Here is a 17338-nt window from a genome sequence, read left to right as displayed (position 1 = left end):
ATATTTTCTTTCTCGTATTCTGTTATTTATGCTTAGTCTCTGATGTTTCTGTTTTTTTATTATTTTTTTTTTCCAAGCAAAAGATGGAATTCTAGTTTCTGCCTGTCTCGGGGGATCGGAGTAGTTTATAAGAGACAGGTCGTACGGGACTGGGGCGGTGTCGTGCAGAACCGGGGCGGCGGCATACGGAACCGGGGCGCTGTCGTACGGAACCGGCGCGGCGTCATACAGGACCGGTGGGCCCAGCAGTCCGAACCGCAGCCCGTACCGCCGCATCACGCCGACCCTCGCCCTTCCGCGCGTCCGTCCCCGGTCGCGCCCCACGGCGTACACCCCCACCGATCTGGCGGATTTCCGCCCCCGGCACGTCGGTATTCCGCCATCCTGTCCCTGACGGTTCCCGCAGGAATCCGCTAGCGTTCCGGCTGCCTTCCGCGCTCCCCCGGCGACTTTGAGCCAGGCGACCTGCGACGACGGCTGTGCCGACGGCTGCGATGAGGCGGAGAACCGTTGGCCACATGTTAGCGATTCGTTGGTGCGACCTGATGTGATCACAACATCGGATCTGGCCCGACGGTGCGCGCGTACATCGCGTTGCTCGGGGGAGTGTCGCCGCCGCGGCCGGATCCGGAGGCGCGTGTGGGCCTCGGCCGGCGGAGGTGACCGACCGGGGCCCGCGCCTCGACGCCCGTCCGGCAGCGCTCCGTTGGGCCGCGTCGGACGATCGGAGGCCTGCCCAGGCGGGTCGGTCGCGACACCGTCCGCGGGCGCATCGGCCGCCGAGGGCCGGCCGGTTCACGCTCGCCCGCCGAACCCCGCCGAGCCATCGGGTGCGCTTTCGCGGCCGGCCTCGCGTGGTGCCTCATTCGGATCGCAGCGCCGTGGCCGTGTCCGTTCTCGCCGCCCAGCTCGCCGGGAGCAGGCCGCCCGCTACCGCGATGACCAGGCCGCCGAGGGCGAGCAGGGCCAGGTGCTGGGGGTCGTAGACGGAGAGGGCCGCGGTGGGCAGGTCCATGCCGACGCCGTCGCCCATGAGCGGGATGATCCAGTGGTGCAGGGCGACCCCGGCCGGAACGGCGGCGAGGCCCGCGAGCAGGCCGGTTCCGGCGACCGAGGTGACGACCATGGTGACGGTCTGCCGGGGCGTCATCCCGAGGGCCTTGAGGATGCCCAGGTCACGAATGCGTTCCCCGGTGTCGAGGACGACCGTGTTGAGGACGCCCAGGCCGGCGACCGCCACGAGCATCAGGGTGAGCATCCCGATCAGCGCGTCCATGGCCACGATCACGCTGGAGGAGCCCTCGGTGTTCGCCTGCGCGATGGCGCCCAGGGCCTCCAATTCGCCTCGCAGCGAGGCGAGATAAGGGGCGAGGTCCGTGCCGGCTTCTCTCTCCACGTCGTAGCGGCCGGGTCGCGCGTCCAGTCCCAGGTCGGCAAGGGTGGAGGTGGAGGTGAGGAGTGCCATGCCCTCGCCCTCGGTGAAGAACGCCTTGCCGACGATCCGCACCGAGACGTGCCGTCCCCCTTCCGTCAGGCGCACTGTGTCCCCGACCGCGATGCCGGCGGCGTCGAGGAACCGCTGGGTGACGACCGCCTCCCCCGGACCGCCGAGCCAGCGGCCCGAGACCGTCCGGGGAGCGCCCCACGCGGAGTCTCCCTGGTACGCCACCACGGTGGTCGCCCCGGTGATGCCCCGCACGCTCACCTCGGCGCCGGCCGTGCCGTAGAACCGGCCGGTCCCCTTCTGCGCCCGGAGTATCGCTGCGATCTTCTCGGGGTCGGCCTTCGGCGTCTCCGCCTCCGTGCCCGCGTGCACCACCTGGGCACCGGGCGGACCGGACCCTCCCCCGGTCTGTACGACGACGGATCCCGCCGAGTTGAGCATGCGGCCCGACTGGACGACCCCGAGGGAGAGGGCGAGCCCGACCGCGAAGGTGACGCATACGGCGCCGAAGGCGACGGCCGCCGCCATGGTGCCCGAACGGGCGGGCCTGGCGAAGGGGTCGGCCAGGCCGAGGCCGACCGCGCGGGGCAGGGGCAACCGTCCCGTGAGCCGCCTCACCGACCGGGCCGGCTTTGGCTTCCCGCCCTCCGTGCGGCCGGTCCCGAGCGCCGCGACGGTGCGCAGCCGGCCCGCGCGCAACGCCGGCAGCAGGGCCGCGCCCGCGACCAGGAACAGGGCCCCGGCGGGCACCACGACGTCGATCCACAGGGGGATCGTCGTCACCGGCGCGTCGAAGGCCTCACCGACCTCGCCGAGGACCGGGACGGCCAGCGCGTTGCCGAGGGCCAGCCCGAGGAGGCAGCCGGCCGCCGCCGGCAGCAGCGCCTGGCCGACGTAGGCGCGGACGACCTGGGCCGGGGTGAAGCCGAGGGACTTGAGGATGCCGATGCGGCGGGTGGCCGCGCCGACCGCGCCACTGATCACGATGCCGACGACGAGGACCGAAAGGAGCAGCCCGAGCACACCGAAGGCGGCCAGGAAGGGGACGAACGCCCGCGCGTTCGCGGTGCGTTCCTGCTCGACGGTGAGGTAGGACCGCGATCCGCTCAGCGCGTCGCGCGGTAGGGCCGCCGTGATCGCGGCGCGGCCGGCGGCCACGTCGGCGTCCGTCTGCGCGTGGCGGAAGCGGTAGAGCATGTCGTACCCGGCCGCCGTGCCGTCCGCCGCCGCCAGCGTCTCGGCCTGGGCCGGGGTCACCCAGGCCTGGGCGGTGCCGGTCACCGAGCGGGCGATGCCGACCACGGTCAGGGTGGGCGCGGCCGGCGCGTCCGGCAGGGCCAGCTGTGTGCCGAGAGGTGCGGGCAGCGCGCCGTCGGCCAGCACGATCTCGCCCGGCCGGGTGGCCCACCTGCCCTCGACCGTCCGGACCCGGTCGACCGGGCCGCCGGGATCCGCCCGGCCGACGACGGTGAAGGACGGCAGATCCACGCCGGCCGGGAGGACTGCGCTGTCCGAGGCGGTCCGCGCCCGCACGGGGACGGTCCGAAACGGGCCCGCCACGGCCGCGACCCCGGCCGCGTCGGCGGTCCGCGCGAGCCGCTCGGCGGTCACCTTCGTAGCGTCGAACTGCCCACTGAGATGGGCCCCCTGCTGTGCGGCGAAGGCCCGGTCGAAGGGGGCGCGCGCCGCGACCAGCAGGCCGACGGCGAGGACGGACGCGGTCACCGCCATGAGCGTGGTCAGCACCAGCACGGCGGTCTGGACGCGACGGCGGGCCACTCCGGCGCGGACGACCCGGCCGAGGGGGCTCATGAGGTCAACGCCTGGCGGTGACCCGGCACGGTTCCGCTGTCCCGGACGACCCGCCCGTCGACGAGTTCCACGGTCCTCGTCGCGCAGGACCGTGCCAGCGCGAGGTCGTGGGTGACCAGGACGATCGTCTGGCCGTCCGCGTTCAGCCCGGTGAGCAGCTCGCGGACCTGCTCGCCGGAGGCGGTGTCCAGCGCGCCCGTGGGCTCGTCGGCCAGCAGCAGCGCGGGCCGGTTCATCAGCGCGCGGGCGACGGCGACCCGCTGGCGCTCACCGCCGGACAGCCGGCCGGGGTAGGCGGCGGCGTGCCGTTCGATGCCGAGGTGCCGCAGCAGTTCCGCCGTCCGTCCCCGCGCCTCGGCCCGCGGCATCCCGGCCAGCTGGGCGGGGAGCAGCACGTTGTCGTGCACGGTCAGATCGTCCAGCAGGTTGAAGAACTGGAAGACCATGCCGATCCGGTCCCGCCGGTAGCGCGCCGAGCCCGTCTCGTTCAGTTGGTCCACCCGCACCCCGCCGACCGTGACGCTGCCCGCGCTGGGCCGGTCCAGGCCGGCGATGAGATTGAGCAGCGTCGACTTGCCGCTGCCCGACGGCCCTACGACGGCGAGCGCCTCGCCCGCCCGCACGCTCAGCGTGACGTCGTCGAGGGCGGGCGGCCCCGCGCCGTACCTCCGGGAACGGGCCCGTATCGCACGGGAGTTGCACGACATCGTCACCCACAATGTGAGCGTGATGGTGATCCAGGCGGGCGCGGCCCGCAAGGTGATGGACGCCGCGCCCGACCGGGCCCGCGAGGCGCTGCTGGCCGTCGAGGCGTGCGGGCGCACGGCGATGGCCGAACTGCGGCAGGTCATGGGCCTGTTGACGCCGGCCGGGGAGGAGCCCGAGACAGACGTGGGCGTGGGCGGGGAGGACGACGCCGATCTGACCCCGCTGCCCGGTCTGTCCCAGGTCCCGGCGCTGGTCGGCCGGGTCCGCGCCACCGGCGTCCCCGTCGAACTGACCGTCACCGGTACCCCGGTGCCGCTGCCCGCGGGCGTCGGCCTCGCCGCGTACCGCGTGGTGCAGGAGGCGCTGACGAACACGGTGAAACACGCGGCGGGTGCCACGGTCAGGGTGGTTCTGGAGCACACTCCTGACGCCCTGCATGTGGTGGTGACCGACACCGGTGGGGCGGCCTCCCCGTCGGCCCGCACCGGCACCGGCCGGGGTCTGGCCGGCCTGCGCGAACGCGTGGCCCTGCACGGCGGCACGCTCAGCGCGGGCGGTCGCCCCACCGGCGGCTACCGCGTGGACGCGGTCCTCCCGACCGTGGAACCTGCATGACCGAGCCGATGGGCGATCCGATGACCGATGCGATGACCGTGCCGCTCCGCGTCGTGATCGCCGACGACCAGGCGCTGGTCCGCACCGGCTTCGGCATGATCCTTGCGGCCGACGGGATCGACGTCGTCGCCGAGGCCGCCGACGGGGACCAGGCCGTCGAGGCGGTCCACCGCACCCGCCCCGACCTGGTGCTGATGGACATCCGCATGCCCGGCACGGACGGCCTGGAAGCCACCCGGCGCATCCTGTCCGGCACGATGCCCGACCCGCCGCCCCGCGTCGTCATGCTGACCACGTTCGACCTGGACCGCTACGTCTACGCCGCCCTCACCGCGGGCGCCAGCGGCTTCCTCCTCAAGGACATCACGCCGGAACACCTGGTCGCGGCCGTACGGCTGACCCGCGCAGGCGACGCGCTGCTCTCCCCCGCCATCACCCGCCGCCTGGTCGAACGCTTCGTCGCCCACGGCTCCGGTACGGTCGCCCTGCACCGCGACCTCTCGGTCCTCACCCCACGCGAACGGGAGGTTCTCCAGGCCCTCGGCGGTGGCCTCAGCAACACGGAACTCGCCGCCCTCTTCCACCTCAGCGAGGCGACCGTGAAGACCCATGTGGCCCGCATCCTCGCCAAACTCCGCCTCCGGGACCGCGCGCAGGCGGTCGTCGTCGCCTACGAGACCGGCCTGATCGTGCCCCGCCGGGGGGAGGGGGATGCGGGTCTTCGAGGCAACGCGCGTCTCTGAGGGATGCGGGTCTCTGACGGGAGGACGTCGTTCTCGTCGCGGTCACGCGTTCCCTCCCGGCATCCGCGGTCAGGAAGCCGTCGTCCCTCGCCCGCCGCCGCGGCGCAGCGCGCGCGAACACCAGCCGATGACCGTCGCGTTGATCAGCGCGCCGAGCACGACGGCGAGAAGCAGCATCCCGCCGCCGTCGGGCAGCGCGAGGAACAGCAGGCTCCCCGGGGCGGTGGCGAGCAGCGGGATCACGCCCGCCATGGACTCGCCCGAGTCGTCGGCCGCGGTCACCACGATCGCCCACACGAGCAGGCCGGCACAGACGGCGAGGTAGCCGAGGGCGATGACGTCACCGAGCACGTGGCGCAGTCGGCGGGGAAGGGATCGGCCTGAACCGGTACCGGTATGGGGCACGCGGGACTCCTTGGTGGGTAGACGGGCGGGGGTGGCCAGGCAGTGGCCGGTCAGATGTGGGTGCCGGTCAGATGTGGGTGCCGGGCAGGTTCGCGCGGGCGAGGCCGAGGTCGTAGGCGAGGATCGTCGCCTGCACCCGGTCCCGCAGCCCGAGTTTGCGGAGCAGTGCGTCGACGTGGGACTTCACGGTCCGGGCGGTGGTGCCGAGCTGCCCGGCGATCTCCGCGTCGTCGAGTCCGGAGGCGACCAGGGTGAGGACGTACCGTTCGCGGCTGGTCAGACCCGTCAGACCTGTCAGACCGGCCGGATCGTGGGGGCCGCTCCCCGGCCGGAACGCGGGGCGCGTTCCGGACGCGTAGTGGCCGATGAGACGGCGGGTCGCCGCGGGGGTCAGCACGCTCTCCCCGGCGGCCACCACCCGTATCGCGCGAAGAAGTTCGGCGGCGGGCACGTCCTTGAGCAGGAAGCCGCAGGCGCCGGCGCGCAGGGCTTCGAAGACGTAGGCGTCGAGGTCGAAGGCGGTGAGTACCAGTACCCGGGGCGCGTTCTGCCAGCCGGTGATGATCCGGGTGGCGGCGATGCCGTCCAGGTCCGGCAGACGTACGTCCATGACGACCACGTCGGGTGCCAGCTCCCCGGCGAGCCGCACCGCCTCGGCGCCCGCACCGGCCTCGCCGACGACCGTCATGTCCTCCTCGGCGTCGATGACGGCGGCGAACCCGGCCCGTACGACGCCCTGGTCGTCGACGACCAGCACCCTGAGGCTCATCGCGCTCCCTCCTCGTGGCCGCTCCGGCCGGCCTGCTCGGGAACCCGCGCCCCCGCGAGCGGCAACCGGAGGCGTACCGCGCCCGGTTCCTCCACGGTCAGGTCGCCGCCCAGCGCCGCGACCCGCGCCGCCAGCCGCTGCCGTACGGCGGGACACCCGGCGCGGGGCACACCGGTGGCCGTCAGGGTCAACGTGTCGCCCTCGACGTCGAGTTCGACCACCGCGGGCTCCTCCCCGCCGGCCGCGAGCACCGTCTCGGCGGCGTGATAGGCGGCCAGGTCCACGGCGGTGGGCAGCCGTTCGGGCACCCGGTCGGTGAGCCGTATCTCCACCTCGCGGCCGGTGGCCCGGCACTGCCGGGCGAGCAGGTCGAGCGCCTGGAGGGTGGGCTGCGGCCGTAGTTCGGGCCCGTCCGGCCCCGGCTCCCCCGCCCGGACCGTGTCGAGCAGCGCGCGCATCGCGGCGAGGGCCTCGCGGGCACGGGTGGCGGCCGTGTCGAGGCGGCCCGCCTCCGCCTCCGCGACCATGTCCGCGGCGCGCGCCAGCACCGTGGTCTCCAGACCGGCGGCGATCCGGCGCCGCTCGGCCCACGCGTCCCGTACGGCCTCCTCGGTCCAGGCGGCGAGCCGTTCCTCCCGCGCTCCGCGGGCGACCAGTTCCCGCCGCCCACGCACGGCTCCCGCCCACCGGGCCGCGCCCATCACCAGCGCCACCCCGGCCGTCGCGCCCACGGGGACCGTCCAGTCGGGGAGTTCCGTGCCACGGTCCAGGACGGCGACGCTCATCGCGACGGCGTGCACGGCGACGGCGGCCGACGCGAGGACCCAGGACCGCCGCCGCGTGTGCGGACCGCGACCCGACACGGCCCCATCCCTGTCCGCGTCTACGTCTACGTCCGCGCCTGCCGCGTCCGCGTCCGCGGCGAGCGCCACGCACGTGGCGAGCACGCCCAACGCGAGCGGCAGCAGGACCGGACCCGCGTACTGCCCCACTGCCATCGCCACCGGCCACAACGGGGCCACACCGAGCAGCACGCCCTGCGCGGCGCGCGGCGCCCGCCGCAGCCACAGCAGCGCGACGGCCTGGGCCGCCGCCAGCAGCGCGAACAGCACGCCGGCCGACACCTGCGACCCGCTCGACGTGGTCTGCGACCGGACGACCAGCACCGGCAGCAGCGGTTGTACGCACAGCCCGACCGCGGCCGTCACCTGGGCGAGACGGTAACTCCCCGGCACGGACGCCTCCACCGGCGCGGCGGAACGGCCGGGCAGCACCGCCCGCACCTCCCAGCCCCCCTCGGCCGTCGGACCGCTGGTCAGCGTGCCGCCTGCCTCCCGTGCCCGGGACCGCAGGAAGCCCTGGCCGCGCCCCGAACCGAGGCCCGCGCCATGCGCCGCGGCACCGTCCGGCGGCGCCGTGCTCGTCACCACGACCTCGGCGCGGGTGTCGCCGTACCGGCACAGGACCGTCGTCGCGGCACCGGGGGCGTGCCGGGCGACGTTGGTGAGCGCCTCGCGCACGATGCCGTACGCCGCGTCCGCCACGGCACCGTCCGGCAGCGGGTCGATCGCGCACTCCACCCGCTGGTCCAGCCGGCGAAACCCCGCGACCAGCGCCCGCAGCCGCTCCTCCGGAGACGCCGGTTCCTCGCGCGAGGGAGCCGGAGCCCGCACAGCGCCCAGCGCGCGGGTCACCTCCCGCCCGGTCTCGGCAGCGAACTCCAGGGCTCCCGCGGCCAGTTCGGGGCGACGGTCGCGCAGCCCGAGCGCCGCTCCCGCCGTGACCACGACGGCCGTCAGATGATGTGCGCTGACGTCGTGCAACTCCCTTTCCATACGCCGCCGTTCGGCCGCCGGCAGGCGGTGGCGCTCGGTTTCGGCGCGCCGCAGCATCCGTTCGGCCGTCCCTCGTGCGCGACGGGTGCGCCGCGCCAGCAGACCGGTGCCGCACGCGGTGGCGTACAGCAGGGCGGTCAGGACGAGGTCGAGCCCGTCGCGGTCGCTGAGCCCGTGCAGGCTGAGGTTCTGGAGAAGCTGCCAGGCGGCGAGGGCGACGACACACAGCACGGCGGTGAAGGTGTCGCGTTCGGTCGCCACCGTGAACAGGGCCAGCGCGACCCCCGCGGTCCCGAGGACCGCCATCGCGCCGACGGGCAACGGCCCGGCACCCAGCGCACAGGCTGCGGCGACCAGCATGAGAGCCACCACGGGACGGGCCCGACGGAGCGCGAGAGCCGCCGTCACCGGCCCGGCGACCAGCGCGGCCACCAGGAGCGCGGACGCGGGCGGTACGTCCCCCCGCACCAGCTCCGCCCCGGGCCACACCACGGCCTGGACGCAGGTCAGCAGGACCGGGAGCAGCCGGTCGTCGTTTCGGTTCATGACTGACCCAGGCTAGGGGCGCAGGTGAACGGCCCCCTCCGGCTGGAGGCGGATTTCGTCCTCCTACCTGGGATACAGGGGGAGATGGGCGGCGTGGAGCCGCTCTCCACCTCCGGTTCGAGACGGCGTTCATCCCGCGGCCCGAGGACCACGGGACCCGGCGCGCCTAGGCTCGATCACATCGAGGAAGGGACCGGCGGCCGGCTCGTCCGAGTACCGATCGTGCCTCCCGCCCCCTGCCCTCCTCCACTCTCCTCTTCTTCTCTTCTCCGGGGGATCTTCCATGTCCAAGCGCGTTCTCGTGTCGTCCGTCGTCGGCGTCGTGGCCCTCGGCGGAGTCGCCGCCGCCGGCCTCGCCATCGCCTCGACGGAGACGGCCAGGAAGCTGACCGTCGAAAACACCTCGGCCCGCTACGTACCGCCGTCCGCCGACCTGACCGGCTCCCTCACCTTCACCGCGGACGTCCGCGACGACTCCGGCATCCGCGGCCTGAAGGTCCTGGTCTGGCCGGCGAGTTCGGGGCTCGAACCGACCGCGACGGAGATGAGGTCCACGGAGAACGCGACCTGCCGAGGCACCTCGGACACGGCGTCCCGCTGCACCTACACCCTCAAGGTCACCAAGGCGGAGGCAGCCGAACTGACGGAAGGCACCTGGCACATCTCGACCCTCGCGACAGCCAAGGACGGCGACACGGAGTTCGCGCCCCGCACCTCCCGGTTCACGGTCACCCGCTGACCGCGGGCCACCCGCCCCGGGGCCTTCCAGGCCCACCCGAGACCGTCGCAGTCTCCGCGGCCGGCGGCAGGCCCACCTGGTTGTCGCCGCCTGGCCGAAGGGCGACCGAGTACGAGAAAGGAGTGCCGGAGTGAGTACTCACTCATTGACAGAGTGAGTACTCACTCCGTACTCTCGCGGTCATGACAGCCCCCGGGCAGAACCAGACCCCCCGCCGTCGCGCTCCAGGCATGTCGCCGGAGCAGCGGCGCGCGATGATCATCCAGACCGCGATCCCGCTGATCGCCGAGTACGGCGCCGCGGTCACCACCGCGAAGGTCGCCCGCGCCGCGGGCATCGGCGAGGGCACGATCTTCCGGGTCTTCGCCGACAAGGACGAGTTGCTGCAAGCCTGCCTGGCGGAGGCTCTCTCCCCCGAACACGCGGTCCGCGAACTAGGCGCGATCGAGGTGTCCCAGCCGCTGCCCGACCGGCTCGCGGAGGCGGCCCAGTCCCTGCAGGCGCACCTGTCCCGAATGGGCGCGATCGCCGGCTCCCTGCACGCCTCCGGGCACCGCAGCGGCAAGCACCCCGGCACGGTGCGCGGCGCGGGCCGCGACGAGTCGACGACCCGCATCCGTGCGGCCCTCGCGGAGCTGCTGGAGCCCGACAAGGCCGCGCTGCGCCAGCCGCCGGAGCAGATCGCGGCCCTCTTCTTCGGGCTGCTCTTCACCCAGCCGTACATGGAGGACGAACCGGAGCTGACCACGCAGGAACTCGTGGAGCTCTTCCTGCACGGCGCGCACATGGGCGGTGGCAAGTGAGCACGCGCAAACGACGCTTGACGGTCACGGGCCTCGCGGTCCTGGCGCCTGTCCTGGTGTGGCTGGTCGCGGACCCGGTGCTGGGGCACAGGCTGCGGATCATCTCCGACGAGCAGTCGCTCGACATCGGCGCGGTGCCGGTGGCGTCGGTCGCCCTGCTGGCGGCCCTCGCCGGCTGGGGGCTGCTGGCCGCCCTGGAGCGGTTCTGGTTACGGCGCGCCCGCGTCGTCTGGACCGGGGTGGCCGTCGCCGTACTGGCCATCTCCTTCCTGCCGTTGACCGGCGACGGCATGGACGGCGGCACCCGGGCCGCGCTGGCCCTGATTCACCTGGCGGTGGCGGCGGTGCTGATCCCGGGCCTGCGCACGAAGGACGCCGCCGCGGCGGCACCTCAAGCATCGGATGGAAGCAGCCCCGCCGGACAGTCGCGCGGCCAGGGATAGCCGTCGGATCGCCCATGGCAGCATGCAGGCGCACCTCGCGCTTCCCGCGCCGGGGCCGGGCATCGCCTGGCGGGCCGTGACCGTGTGGTGCGTTCGGCGAAGGCGGAGTTGGCGGCCGAACTTCCGGAGCTTTTCGCCGCCGCAGCCGAAGGGCCGCTCCGGATTGCCGAAGGAGCCACGGCACATGGTGGCCGGCCGCGGTGGCACCCGGCGCGGGTACCCCGGTCGGCGATGGTGGAGAGGCCACGCGGCCGCCGGGCGCGACACGGGTCACGGCCCGCCGCCGGTCGCCCACATGGCCGCCGGGCGCGACACGGGTCACGGCCCGCCGCCGGTCGCCCTCATGGCCGAGGGTGACCGGCGGCGGGAACAGGACGGTGGCGTCGATCACTGGCAGGTCACTGGCAGATCACTGTGACAGGGCCCGGCCGCCCGGATGCCGACGACGACCTCGCCGGGGCCCGGGGCGCGGATTGCGGGCCCTCCGCGAGGTGCGGCTGTTCGCCGTCGAGGACGACGCCTCGCACTGTTTCTTCACCTCCCGGCTCAGGACGGCCAGACGACCGACTGGAGTTCGCTGTACGCGTGCAGCCCGGCGGAGCCGCCGAAGGGCGTCTCGGGGTGGCGCTGTGCGGTGTTGATGCCGACGTTGCCGCTGCGCAGGCGGGCCGCGAGGTGCCAGGCGCGGGCGGTGTCGCCCGAGAAGACGTAGTCGTGGAGGCCGTACGGGGTGCCGGTGGCGATCCGCACCGCCTCGTCCTCGTCGTCGAAGGGGAGCACGACGACCACCGGACCGAAGACCTCCTCCTGTGCGACGGTCATGTCCGGGGTGACATCGGCGAGGACAGCGGGGGTGACGTAGAACCCGGGTTTGAGCGCCGGACGTTCGCCGCCGACGGTGACCCGGGCGCCCTCCTGCCTGGCGCCTTCCACGTACGCCTCGACGCGGTCGCGCTGGGCGGCGGAGATGACCGGGCCGACGATGGTGGAGTCCTCCACGGGGTCACCGATGGTCACGTCCCGCGCGTACTGGGTGAGTGCGGCGACGGCCTTCTCGTACAGCGATCGGTGTACGAGCATCCGGGTCGGCGCCGTGCGGATCTGACCGCTGTGGACGGCGAAGGCCGAACTGACCGCCATGACCGCCGACTTGAAGGTGTCGTCGTCGGCGTCCTCGAGAAGGATGGCCGCGCCCTGGCCGCCGCACTCCATGAGGGTGCGCTTCATCTGCCCGCCCGCGGCTTCGGCGATCCTCTTTCCCTCGGCGGTGGAGCCGGTAAAGCTGACCATGTCGGTGTCGTAATGGGCGACCAGTGCCTCGCCCGTGATGGGTCCTGATCCCGAGACCACGTTGTAGACACCGTCCGGCAGCCCGGCCTCCTTCATGATCGGGCCCAGCTCCAGGCAGCCCAGTGGGTCCTGCGCTGCGGGCTTGGCAATGACGGTGTTGCCCATGGCGAGCGCCGGGGCGACCTTGCCCGCGAGGTGGGCGAGGGAGAAGGTGTGGGCGGTGATGCATGCGACGACGCCGACGGGACGGCGCACGGCCGTCGCGCCGATCAGCCCGCCGGGTGCGAGCGGGCTCGCGGTGACGGGGTGCGGCGCGAAGGGTACGGTGTCGGGCTCCAGCGCGCCGCGCGCGCAGCGGCAAAAGCGGTCGGCTGCGGCGAGCACCGTGGACCTCGCCACCCGCCTGGTCGCGCCGGTCTCGGCCTGCACCAGGGGCACCAGCTCGTCGGCCCGTTCGCAGATCAGGGCTCCGATGCGCTCCAGGATGGCGGCGCGCTCGCGCGGCTCGGTGCGGGACCAGTCGTCGAAGGCGGCCCTGGCGGCCTCAGCGGCGGCCCAGACCTCGGCGGCGTGGCCCTCGGGGGCGTAGCCGACGGCTTCCTCGGTGGCCGGGTTGGTGATCTGGTAATGACCCTGCTCCGGCTCGCGCCAGGCGCCGGCCACCCACTGGCCGTACTTCTTGGGGGAATCGGTCATGATTCAAGCTCCCTTCGGCAGGCCGACCACGCGACCGGCGATGATGCCACGCTGGATCTCGTTCGAGCCGCCGTAGATGGTGCCGGCGCGGAAGAAGAGGAACGCCCACTGCGCCGGGTCGAGTGATGACGTGAGGTGTCGGGGGATGACGTGAGGTGTCGAGGGAGACGGTCACGCCCTCGACGGCGATGTCAATGAGGCGACGGGTTCGGCCAGGACAGGTCGGTCTCGACCGGGGTGGTGTAGTCGACGCCGGGGACGCCGAAGCCGTACAGGGAACGGAACTGGGCACGGAACCAGGCAATGTCGGCCAGCTCGGTGAGGGTCTCGGGGGTGATCGACTGCCAGCGTTCGGCCACGGCGGCCTGGACCGGCTCGGACAGCTCCCAGCGATCGAGGCGGATGCGGCCGGACTCGTCCACCTCGGGCTCGTGTGCGGTGAGCTGGTTCCACAACTGGAGTGACTGCTCGATGGGGGTCGGGAAACGGTCGCCCAGGACGCCACGGAGGAGACCGACATAGAGCGGGATGCCCGGGATGGCGGTCAACGCCTGCGTGATCGCCGCTCCGTTCACCGAGGTGTAGGCGCGGCCGCCCACCGCGGCCAGCTGCTCGGTCAGGACGCCCGCGGTGGACTCCAGATCGGCCTTGGCCGCGCCGATCGTGCCCTCGCGGTAGATCGCCGAGGTCAGCGGCGAGCCGATATAGGTGAGGGCGACCGTGCGAAACCCGTCGCGCAGCAGCCCGCGCTCCGCCAGCGCGGTGACCCAGCGGGACCAGTCCTCGCCACCCATGACACGCACTGTCGCGGCGGTCTCGGCTTCGTTCGCCGGGTCGACAGTGACCTCGCGCAGGTTTGCGGCACCGTCGTCGGCGAACTCCAGGTTCCGGGTCCTGTACGGCTTGCCGAGCGGCTTGAGCACCGACTGGTAGGTGCTGCCGCTCCGTGGATCGGTGCGCCGGGGCGCGGCCACGCTGTAGATCAGGTGGTCCACGCCGCCGAACCGCTCGGCCAGCAGATCCAGCGCCTCGGTCTTGGTGGTGTCGGCGAACGCGTCGGCGTTGAGGAACGAGAAGTCCGACCCGAGCTCCTGGGCGATCGCGTCGGTGGCGATGGTGCGGTACCACCCCGCAGTCGCACTGCGATGCCCGGCCGGCCGCTCCAGGCCGATGCCCACGCCGTCGATGCCGTACCGCACCAGCCCGGCGATCGTGCTCGCCAGGCCATAGCCCGCGCTCGACCCGATCACCAGCACCGTCGGCCGTCGCGCCGGTGGCTTCTCAGGGGCCGGCACCTCGGCCCGCATCAGCTCGACGCTGCGAAAGCATCCGGCCGGATGCGACTCGAGCAGCAGATAACCACGTCCCGTGGGGTCAACGACGCGCTGGGACTGCGTAAACGGTGGGTGCATCCTCGTCTCCTCGTCTCCTCGTCTCCTCTGCCGCGTCATTTCTCGAGCAGTGCCTGCTCGAGGTGCTGGATCAGGTCGTCCGGTGTCGACTGGTGGAACATCAACGAGGTGTCCAGACGCAGGCCTGTCGCCGAGTTCAGACGGTTTCGCAGGGTCAGGATGGACAGCGAGTCGAACCCGAGCTCGCGGAAGATCTGGTTCGGCTGCACCGCATCAGCCGACCCGAGCCCGAGTACCGCCGAAATCTGCGTGGAGATCAGGTCGGACAGCGCTTGGTGCCGGTCGGCTTCCGCCATCGACGCGAGCCGTTGCCGTAGCGACGTCGCCGAGACCAGGCCTTTGCCCGCCGTGCGTTTGCCGGTGGTCCTGACCAGCGACCTGAACGCCGGAGGCAGCGCCTTCCCGGTTCCGGCCTGCCTGGCCAGCTCGGCCAGATCCAGCCTGGCCGGAATCAACACGGGCTCGCCGGCGCGACAGGCGGTATCGAACAGCGCGACGGCCTCCCGCACCCCGAGCACGCCCACTCCCGCGATCCCGGTACGGGACGGGGCGTCGCCCAGAGCCCAGGGCCCCCAGGCCAGCGACACCGCAGGGGCGCCGCCCGCCCAGCGCCTGCGGGCGAGCGCGTCCAGTGCGGCCGCCGCCGCGGCGGCGGTTCCGTTGCCGCCCACGGTCCCCGCCAACGACGAGAACAGGACGAGGGTGGCGGCCCCGATCTCCTGGTCGAGGATCTCCGCGGCACCGACCGTCGCGCGCAACACCTCATCGAGCGAATCCGGTGCCGGAGAAGCCGTCTCGTCGCTCGGCAGGGCCTGCGGTATGTGGACGGCCATGGTCAGCGGATGCTCCCCGGGCAGACAACTGATCAGCTCGCGCAGCGCCGTGCGGTCCCCTGGATCGCACGCCGCGATGGTGACGGTGGCGCCCAGCTCGGCGAGTTCCTCGGCCAGCGCGGGGGCCTCGGCGCCGGTGAGCACCAGGTGCCGCACTCCCTGCACGGCGACCATGTGCCGCGCCAGTCGTTCGCCCATGGGCGTGGTCCCGCCGGTGATCAGCGTCGTGCCCTTGTCCCCGGCGAACCGCTCCGTGCCGCCCGCCGGCTTGCCCTGTGCGAGCCGCGGCACCCTGGCCCGGCCCTCGCGCAGAGCCATCTGTGACTCGCCGGACATGACGGCCCTCGGCAGCGCACGCCACGACGCTTCGTCGGCGTCCACGTCGGCGAGTACGAACCGTCCCGGGTTCTCCGCCTGCGCGGACCGGATCAGCCCCCACACCGCGGCGCCGGCGAGGTCGGCGCCGGTCTGGTCGAATGCCGGCACCGCGGCGGTGGTCAGGAACACCACGGTCACCGCGGCGAGCGCTTCGCTCGCCCGCAGCACGTCCAGCTGACGCAGTGTCTCCCGAGCGGTGGCGGCGACCTCCGCGCCGGCCGGCACGGTGAGCACCAGGTAGTCCGGCACGCGCCCGTCGGCTTCGGCCAGGGCGTCAAGTCCCGGGTATGCCCGGGCGTCCACGCCCGCAGCCGTCAGTCCCGCCTCGGCGCCGAGCGGATCCGCGCCCACGACCGCCCAGTTCCCCTTCCGGGGCAACGTCTTCGCGACGTGGTCGACCCACACCTCCCGGTACAGCGCGTCGAGTTGGGCGACCCTGGCGGCCTGCAGCTCCCTCGGATCGATGGGGGTGGTGCCGACTCCGAGCTCAGCGACCGGGTCACCCACGGTGTCGGCCAGCAGCATCGACACCGAGCCGGTGCGGCTCGGGCTGATCCGCACCCGCAGGGCGGACGCGCCGACCGCGTGCACGGAGATTCCGCGCCACGACGTCGCCAGCCGAGGGCCCTCGGTGCTTACGGCGTGGAGTGTGGCGTCGAGGAGTGCGGGGTGGATGTTGTAGGTGTCGGGGTCGGTGGGCAGGGTGATCTCGGCGTAGACGTGGTCGTTGTGGCGCCACATCCGGTGCAGGCCCTGGAAGACCGGGCCGTAGTGGTATCCGTGGTCGGCGAGCGTGTCGTAGGAGACGTCGACGGGCTGCGCGCCGGCCGGGGGCCAGGACGTCAGGTCCCAGTCCGGCGAAGACGCCTCGACGTCCAGGACGCCCGTGGCGTGACACGTCCAGGAGGCGTCGGTGCCCGCGTCCGGGCGGGCGTCGATACGGATCGGACGCGCGCCGTCACCGGTGGTGGGCTCACTCACCTCGACCCGGAGGCGAACGGCACCGTGCTCGGGCAGGACCAGCGGAGTCTGCACGGTCAGCTCACGGATGCTGCCGCAGCCGACCCGGTCCGCGGCATGCACCGCCAGCTCGACGAAGGCAGCACCGGGCAGCACGGTGGTGCCGGCCACTTGGTGGTCGGCCAGCCAGGGATGGGTGGCCAGGGAGATCCGACCGGTGAAGACCAGGCTGGCCGCGCCCTCGGTGAGCGCACCGAGCAGCGGATGACCGGCCGCCGTCAGCCCGACAGCACCGATGTCACGCCGGCCGGTGTCGGGCCTGAGCCAGTAACGCACCCGCTGGAACGGATACGTCGGCAGACCCACATGAGCACCCCCGCCCCGCTCCGACGGAATACAGCGCGTGGCAGCACCCGCGGTGAACGCCTCCCCCACAGACCGCAGGAAACCGCTCAGATCACCGTTGTGCCGACGCAACGTCGCGATGCTGCGGGCTGCAGTGTCCGTACTGTCGATGGTCTCCTGAACACCCGCAGCCAGCACCGGATGAGGACTGGACTCCACGAACACGTCATAACCGTCCTGCAGAAGCAGCCGGGTGGCCGCCTCGAACTCGACGGTGCCACGCAGATTACGGAACCAGTACTCCGCACCGAGTTCCGTGGTATCCAGCCGCTGCCCGGTCACCGTCGAATAGAAATGCATCTCACCCGAACGCGGCCGGATCGGCGCCAGCAACTCCAGCACCTGATCACGGATCTCGTCCACGTGCGGAGAATGCGAGGCGTAATCGACCGGAATCCGCCACGTGCGCACCTGACCGGCCTCGAACACCGCCTGCAACTCATCCAGCGCCCGCGCGCTGCCGGAAACCACAGTCGAACCCGGACCGTTGATCGCGGCGATC

General features: G+C 72.8%; 12 protein-coding genes and 1 pseudogene. 5 read left to right on the top strand and 8 right to left on the bottom strand.

The window, feature by feature from the left end:
* Positions 1-862 precede the first annotated feature (862 nt).
* Complete coding sequence (locus P1P75_RS29945) at positions 863-3256, bottom strand: FtsX-like permease family protein (protein WP_319261249.1); 2394 nt, start codon at positions 3254-3256, stop codon at positions 863-865.
* Positions 3253-3963: an ABC transporter ATP-binding protein gene (locus P1P75_RS29940; protein ID WP_319261246.1), complete on the bottom strand. Its 711-nt coding sequence runs from the start codon at positions 3961-3963 to the stop codon at positions 3253-3255. Before P1P75_RS29940 ends, P1P75_RS29945 begins: the two co-directional genes overlap by 4 nt.
* On the opposite strand from P1P75_RS29940, the pseudogene P1P75_RS29935 reads away from it, so the two are divergent.
* Positions 3926-4579, top strand: a pseudogene (locus P1P75_RS29935) (sensor histidine kinase); the annotation flags it as partial. The gene P1P75_RS29940 and the pseudogene P1P75_RS29935 overlap by 38 nt on opposite strands.
* A gap of 32 nt (positions 4580-4611) precedes the next feature.
* Positions 4612-5322 carry a response regulator transcription factor gene (locus P1P75_RS29930; RefSeq protein ID WP_319261252.1) on the top strand — a complete coding sequence of 237 codons (711 nt, stop codon included), beginning with the start codon at positions 4612-4614 and terminating at the stop codon, positions 5320-5322.
* A gap of 69 nt (positions 5323-5391) precedes the next feature.
* Here the strand turns inward: P1P75_RS29930 and P1P75_RS29925 are convergent, their stop codons facing one another.
* From P1P75_RS29925 to P1P75_RS29915, 3 genes are all read right to left on the bottom strand, one after another.
* A complete protein-coding gene (locus P1P75_RS29925) occupies positions 5392-5727 on the bottom strand; it encodes an SCO4225 family membrane protein (RefSeq protein ID WP_319261243.1) in 336 nt (111 codons plus the stop codon).
* A 67-nt stretch (positions 5728-5794) separates the two neighbouring features.
* Complete coding sequence (locus tag P1P75_RS29920) at positions 5795-6496, bottom strand: response regulator transcription factor (RefSeq protein ID WP_319261240.1); 702 nt, start codon at positions 6494-6496, stop codon at positions 5795-5797.
* Positions 6493-8877 carry a histidine kinase gene (locus tag P1P75_RS29915; RefSeq protein ID WP_319261237.1) on the bottom strand — a complete coding sequence of 795 codons (2385 nt, stop codon included), beginning with the start codon at positions 8875-8877 and terminating at the stop codon, positions 6493-6495. Before P1P75_RS29915 ends, P1P75_RS29920 begins: the two co-directional genes overlap by 4 nt.
* A 283-nt stretch (positions 8878-9160) precedes the next feature.
* Here P1P75_RS29915 and P1P75_RS29910 point away from each other — a divergent pair, with 283 nt between their 5' ends.
* From P1P75_RS29910 to P1P75_RS29900, 3 genes are all read left to right on the top strand, one after another.
* Positions 9161-9616, top strand: coding sequence for a DUF5707 domain-containing protein (locus tag P1P75_RS29910; RefSeq protein ID WP_319261234.1), 456 nt, complete (start codon positions 9161-9163; stop codon positions 9614-9616).
* A 182-nt stretch (positions 9617-9798) separates the two neighbouring features.
* Positions 9799-10419, top strand: coding sequence for a TetR/AcrR family transcriptional regulator (locus P1P75_RS29905; protein ID WP_319261232.1), 621 nt, complete (start codon positions 9799-9801; stop codon positions 10417-10419).
* Entirely contained in the window at positions 10416-10862 is a 447-nt protein-coding gene (locus tag P1P75_RS29900; RefSeq protein WP_319261230.1) for a DUF6069 family protein, read from the top strand. The genes P1P75_RS29905 and P1P75_RS29900 overlap by 4 nt, the downstream gene beginning before the upstream one ends.
* 546 nt (positions 10863-11408) lie before the next feature.
* On the opposite strand, the gene P1P75_RS29895 is transcribed toward P1P75_RS29900, so the two are convergent.
* The 3 genes from P1P75_RS29895 to P1P75_RS29885 all read right to left on the bottom strand — a co-directional run.
* On the bottom strand, positions 11409-12848 hold the full coding sequence (locus tag P1P75_RS29895) for an aldehyde dehydrogenase family protein (RefSeq protein ID WP_319261228.1): 1440 nt from the start codon (positions 12846-12848) through the stop codon (positions 11409-11411).
* A gap of 191 nt (positions 12849-13039) precedes the next feature.
* Positions 13040-14260 carry a trans-2-enoyl-CoA reductase family protein gene (locus P1P75_RS29890; protein WP_319261225.1) on the bottom strand — a complete coding sequence of 407 codons (1221 nt, stop codon included), beginning with the start codon at positions 14258-14260 and terminating at the stop codon, positions 13040-13042.
* A 35-nt stretch (positions 14261-14295) separates the two neighbouring features.
* Positions 14296-17338 (bottom strand): acyltransferase domain-containing protein (locus P1P75_RS29885; RefSeq protein WP_319261223.1); only part of this gene is annotated, 3043 nt, incomplete at its 5' end.

Source organism: Streptomyces sp. ID05-39B, assembly GCF_033794725.1.
Taxonomy (GTDB): Bacteria; Actinomycetota; Actinomycetes; order Streptomycetales; family Streptomycetaceae; genus Streptomyces; species Streptomyces bobili.
Note: the sequence above shows the minus strand (reverse complement) of the source record. Positions and strands in the feature narration are given on the sequence as shown.

What these genes read in the sequence shown, in the direction of transcription:
- P1P75_RS29905 (WP_319261232.1), top strand. Translation starts at nt 9,799, where the DNA reads ATGACAGCCCCCGGGCAGAACCAGACCCCCCGCCGTCGCGCTCCAGGC.
- P1P75_RS29920 (WP_319261240.1), bottom strand. Translation starts at nt 6,496, where the DNA reads ATGAGCCTCAGGGTGCTGGTCGTCGACGACCAGGGCGTCGTACGGGCC.
- P1P75_RS29940 (WP_319261246.1), bottom strand. Translation starts at nt 3,963, where the DNA reads ATGTCGTGCAACTCCCGTGCGATACGGGCCCGTTCCCGGAGGTACGGC.
- P1P75_RS29915 (WP_319261237.1), bottom strand. Translation starts at nt 8,877, where the DNA reads ATGAACCGAAACGACGACCGGCTGCTCCCGGTCCTGCTGACCTGCGTC.
- P1P75_RS29895 (WP_319261228.1), bottom strand. Translation starts at nt 12,848, where the DNA reads ATGACCGATTCCCCCAAGAAGTACGGCCAGTGGGTGGCCGGCGCCTGG.
- P1P75_RS29930 (WP_319261252.1), top strand. Translation starts at nt 4,612, where the DNA reads ATGACCGTGCCGCTCCGCGTCGTGATCGCCGACGACCAGGCGCTGGTC.
- P1P75_RS29910 (WP_319261234.1), top strand. Translation starts at nt 9,161, where the DNA reads ATGTCCAAGCGCGTTCTCGTGTCGTCCGTCGTCGGCGTCGTGGCCCTC.
- P1P75_RS29890 (WP_319261225.1), bottom strand. Translation starts at nt 14,260, where the DNA reads ATGCACCCACCGTTTACGCAGTCCCAGCGCGTCGTTGACCCCACGGGA.
- P1P75_RS29945 (WP_319261249.1), bottom strand. Translation starts at nt 3,256, where the DNA reads ATGAGCCCCCTCGGCCGGGTCGTCCGCGCCGGAGTGGCCCGCCGTCGC.